The organism is Lactobacillus sp. HBUAS51381 (genome assembly GCF_012641095.1).
GTDB lineage: Bacteria > Bacillota > Bacilli > Lactobacillales > Lactobacillaceae > Levilactobacillus.
Genome location: NZ_JAAVSC010000064.1, coordinates 1 through 4286, shown reverse-complemented (window position 1 = coordinate 4286; position 4286 = coordinate 1). Strand labels below are relative to the sequence as shown.

General features: G+C 52.1%; 6 protein-coding genes. 1 reads left to right on the top strand and 5 read right to left on the bottom strand.

The window, feature by feature from the left end:
• Nucleotides 1-145 precede the first annotated feature (145 nt).
• Nucleotides 146-1189, bottom strand: coding sequence for a zinc-dependent alcohol dehydrogenase family protein (locus tag HEQ50_RS12400; protein WP_168900810.1), 1044 nt, complete (start codon nt 1187-1189; stop codon nt 146-148).
• 15 nt (nt 1190-1204) lie between these two features.
• Entirely contained in the window at nt 1205-1687 is a 483-nt protein-coding gene (locus HEQ50_RS12395) for a flavodoxin (protein WP_168900809.1), read from the bottom strand.
• A gap of 201 nt (nt 1688-1888) precedes the next feature.
• On the opposite strand from HEQ50_RS12395, the gene HEQ50_RS12390 reads away from it, so the two are divergent.
• Entirely contained in the window at nt 1889-2143 is a 255-nt protein-coding gene (locus HEQ50_RS12390) for a hypothetical protein (protein ID WP_168900805.1), read from the top strand.
• 296 nt (nt 2144-2439) lie between these two features.
• Here HEQ50_RS12390 and HEQ50_RS12385 read toward each other — a convergent pair whose 3' ends face one another.
• The 3 genes from HEQ50_RS12385 to HEQ50_RS12375 form a co-directional block, all read right to left on the bottom strand.
• Nucleotides 2440-2871, bottom strand: coding sequence for a MerR family transcriptional regulator (locus tag HEQ50_RS12385; protein WP_168900808.1), 432 nt, complete (start codon nt 2869-2871; stop codon nt 2440-2442).
• Nucleotides 2872-2891: 20 nt separating this feature from the next.
• Nucleotides 2892-3545, bottom strand: coding sequence for an NAD(P)H-binding protein (locus tag HEQ50_RS12380; RefSeq protein ID WP_168900807.1), 654 nt, complete (start codon nt 3543-3545; stop codon nt 2892-2894).
• Nucleotides 3546-3932: 387 nt separating this feature from the next.
• Nucleotides 3933-4286: zinc ribbon domain-containing protein (locus tag HEQ50_RS12375; RefSeq protein ID WP_168900806.1), on the bottom strand; the 354-nt coding region annotated here is incomplete at its 5' end.

The following is a 4286-nucleotide window of genomic DNA, read 5'->3' as shown; positions in this document are numbered from 1 at the left end:
ATGGACACCTTTGCCTTCGGCTCGTGGTTCCGACTACTACGGCCCACAGCGGATTTTCACCGCCTAGTTAGCGCCCATGCCGGGCGCACAACAAAAAGACTGGGACAAAAATATCCCAGTCTTTCTGTAAATCCACGTATTCAACTTAATCGCTGATGACCAATAGTGACTTAATAGCCTCCCGCTTGTCCATCGCAGCGTAGGCATCGGCCACGTGATCGAGGTCAAAACGCTTCGTGAAGACCTTGCCGGGGTGAATCTCACCCTTTAAGACGGCGTCCAACAGCACTTCCCGGTCATAGGTCGTGACGGAAGCAATCCCACCGCGCAAACCAATGTTCTTCCAGAATAAGTTGTTGGTATTCATTTCGGCCTTTTGCGGCACGCCTACGCGGCCGACCACGGCACCGGCACGACCGACTTTAACGGCCGTGTCCACGGACTGCGCCGTCCCGACGCATTCCAAGACCGCATCGGCACCCGCACCGTCCGTGAGGGCCATGACGCGTTCAACGGCTTCGTCGCCCCGTTCGGCCACAATATCGGTCGCGCCAAATTCCTTAGCCAACGCCTGACGATCGGCGTGGCGACTCATGGCAATAATCCGCTTAGCCCCGCGAAGCTTGGCGGCAATCACGCCACACAGCCCAACGGCACCGTCACCCATGACGACCACCGTGTCACCGTCCTTGACTTCGGCGGTCGCCGCGGCGTGGTAACCCGTGGCCATGACATCGGCCAACGTCAACAGGTCGTTGAGTTGGACATCCGAATAGTCGCTAGGTTGACCGGGAACCTTGACCAGTGCCCAGTCGGCATTCTTGAACCGTAAGTATTCGCCTTGGTAGCCGACAATTTCATCATCGGTCCGGGCATTTTCACAGTTGCCGTCAAAGCCGGCTAAGCACGCCGCACAGTGACCACAACCGTGGGTAAAGGGCGCGATGACAAAGTCACCGGGTTTGACGTTAGTGACGTCGCTACCCACGCTCTCCACGATTCCGATGGCTTCGTGGCCGACCGGCGTGTTCTTCTGCCGGTCGTTGATTCCACGATACCACCACAGGTCGGAACCACAGACGCAGGCCCGCACAATCTTTAAGACGGCGTCCGTGGGGTTCTTCACTGCTGGCTTGGGTAATTCTTGAGCTTCAACCTTGCCTGGTTCGATAAATACTGCTGTTTTCATATAAAATTCCTCCATTTATTTCGCTGCTAAACGCTGCCACCAACGCGTCAACTGACGATCGGCACCCTGAAGCTCACCGGCCGTCAGACCGATTCCCGGTACCACCGTGGCGGCGGGAATGAGGCTCGCCAAGTCAGCCTCATAGTCACCCGGCGTCCCGGCATCCGTGTAAAACGGCGCGACAATTCCCGAGAAATTCGCGAGTTGTTGCAAGAATGATCGTACCGGCGTCGAAACCTTCCCCGACCAGACGGGACCGCCCACGAGCAACACGTCATAGGCGCCAATATCGGGAACGGCGTTGGTTAAGGCCGGCAACTGATGCGTCGCCAATTGCCGATTCGCCACATCAGACGTGGCATACATATCGTTGGGAAAGGTTCCCGCGGCGACCGTTAAGTCCACTCGATCACCGCCAGTCACGCGCTGAAGCGCCGTCGCGAGTTTGGCCGTGGTGCCGGACCATGAATAATCAATGATTAACGCTTTCGTTGCCATGTACAGATCTCCTTTAGCTATTCAATGCGTTCAGTTTAAACCTTAAAGTGGACTTTAAGGCAAGCGCTTTTTTTGAAAAATATAGCGACACCTCAAATTGCCGAACGAAAGATCTGGTTGCCGCAATATCTTCCCAACAAGCCATCCACAACTTGTTGGCGATTTCCCCTAGTCGTATACTGATTGAGGAGGCGCTCTACATTGAAAAACAATCGACGTTTTAACTTACGTTACTGGATTTACGGGGCCACTATTTTGTGCTGGGGTAGCGCCATAGGGCTATTTGTGACGGCCTATCGGGGCCATCATTTACTAAAGCTAATTCCCATCATCGCTTATAATCGACCACAGGGGGCCTTTGGCTGGTCGCTAACGTTGGCCGTCATTCTCTCGTTCGTCAGTTTCTGTGCCTTTCGTCAGCATAAGTTCATGCATCCGAAAGCGCCGAAGTCTTGAGTTAAAAACGACCACTCAGCAAGGCTTTTCTTGTTGGGTGGTCGTTTTAGTTAACCTCGCAAATTCATCTGGCGGACTCAACAATACCCGTCTTGCCAACTTTAACTAGGCATACACCGGCGTATCACCATCTGTGCCGGCCTTGGCAATGCCTAGGCTACTGTACGGGGTAGAATTCCCGTTTACCTATCGCCCAACACGGTCACACCGACCGCTTGTTGGCGGACCGATTACCAGCGAACCTCAGTACCTCGGGCAAAAAAAGAGCGGCCATACTGTCTGGTCGCCCTTCATCATTACTTGATATCGTCTGATTCTGCCGAATTTAGCTTCTCTGCGTGCTGTTTCTCCAACTGGCGGAGCTCCTCTTCCGTGGCCTCCATGTGGTCGTAGAAGTGGTTGAGCTTATAGTTGAGGTGATCGATCGCTGCTTGGAGATCATCGCGCTTTTCTTCCATAACTTCCAGTTGTTCCTTCAGCAAAGCTTTCTGTTCCTTCGTATTATCTTCCTGTGCGTCAAACAACTCGATGTACCGCCGGAGATTCTCAATACTCATCCCCGCCGCCCGCATCTGTGTGACGAATCGAATCCGCCGAATAATCCGGTCGTCGATATCCCGATTACCGACCTCGGTGCGATCAATGGCTGGGATCAGGGATTCCTTTTCGTAGTACCGAATGGCTGCGGAGGACACCCCCGTCTTTTCACTGGCTTCTTTAATATTCATGTAATTTACGCTCCTTATCCCTAGTAAACGGGCCGATCTTGACCTTCAGTTGCTGGATCCGCTATCCCAATACTATCACGACTGTACTTGTCGGGGTTAGCAATAATCGTCAAGACCACATCGGCCACACTCCGCCGGGAACCGGAAACGCCGTCGTACGGCTGATCCTTAGTCGTCACTGTGTACTTAATATCCCGATCATTGAGCCACGGTAATCGTAAAGTGGTGTAGTCCAGCCCAGAGTCTTCTAGCAATTGATCGGACGCCCGAGCCGGTGCCATGCCCGCACCAATCATCTCGAGATTCCAGCGACCAAATTCGCCACCGACCTCATTGTAGAGTCCTAAAACGTTGGTGAAGATAACCCGAGAAACGTGATGGGCTTGCATCCCCGCAATCACATTTCGCGTCAGGCGGTTCTGCCGGTCGTGGTCAACAACGGCAACAAAGACCACATTCTGATCGGCCATGGCCGCACTGACTGCGGCGGCATCCGTGATATCCCCCTCGATTAACGTTACCCGTGAATTATCCTGGAGAGCCTGCAGGCGACTAGCATGACGTAAGAAGAGTGTCAGGTTCACATCGGCAAAGGTGGCTTCACTTAAAATCCGTTGTTCAACAATCCGGGCAATTTGGCCGTTAGCGGCTAAAATCAAAACATTTTTCGTCATTAGAAAACTTCCTTTCCGAACACTTGAATGACCCTAGGTTAAACCTTCATGTGGACTTCAAGGCAAGGAGAAAGCTAGAAAAAACGAAATTATTTTTGAAAACAGTCCTTGAACGCGCTGGTTGCGCGAAAAACAACGACCCTTTAGAGATGAAAAGACCTGGTGCAAACCATCCAGATCTTGGTATTACCGAAATGAGGTAACTGGCCTATAGAGCAACCGCCCCTTAGCCAAGGGTCAATTACCGCCGAATAAATTCAGCGGCTTGTCGCTCACGTGTCATCCGACACAGTAGTCCAACGTTCGATAGGAACTCCTACTCGTAGTGGCAACATCATCGGGTAATTGACAGCTACCCGTTTAACTACCAGGTTTACCCGGTAGTCGTTATTCTCTAATAATCTTGGGGTACTTGACCCCGTCCAACCATTCTTGACCCAACATCGCAATATTCATAGCACCTAGTCGGTCGTCATTAGACCGATACTGACATTGTTGACAGTGGTACTCGTGAATGTCGTGGTGCCGATTGCTTTTTTCAATCAGACCACATTTGGGACAACGCTGTGAGGTAAAGGCTGCGTTCACCTTTAACACCTGACTCTGGACAGCCTGGGCCTTGAAGGTTAAGAATGTTTCCAGCTGATAGAATGCCCAGGAACGGTGACTATTTCTCAGTGATTTAGGCAAGTCATCAGTGTTGAAAGTCACATTCGTCAGATCTTCCAGGACAAAGAGCGT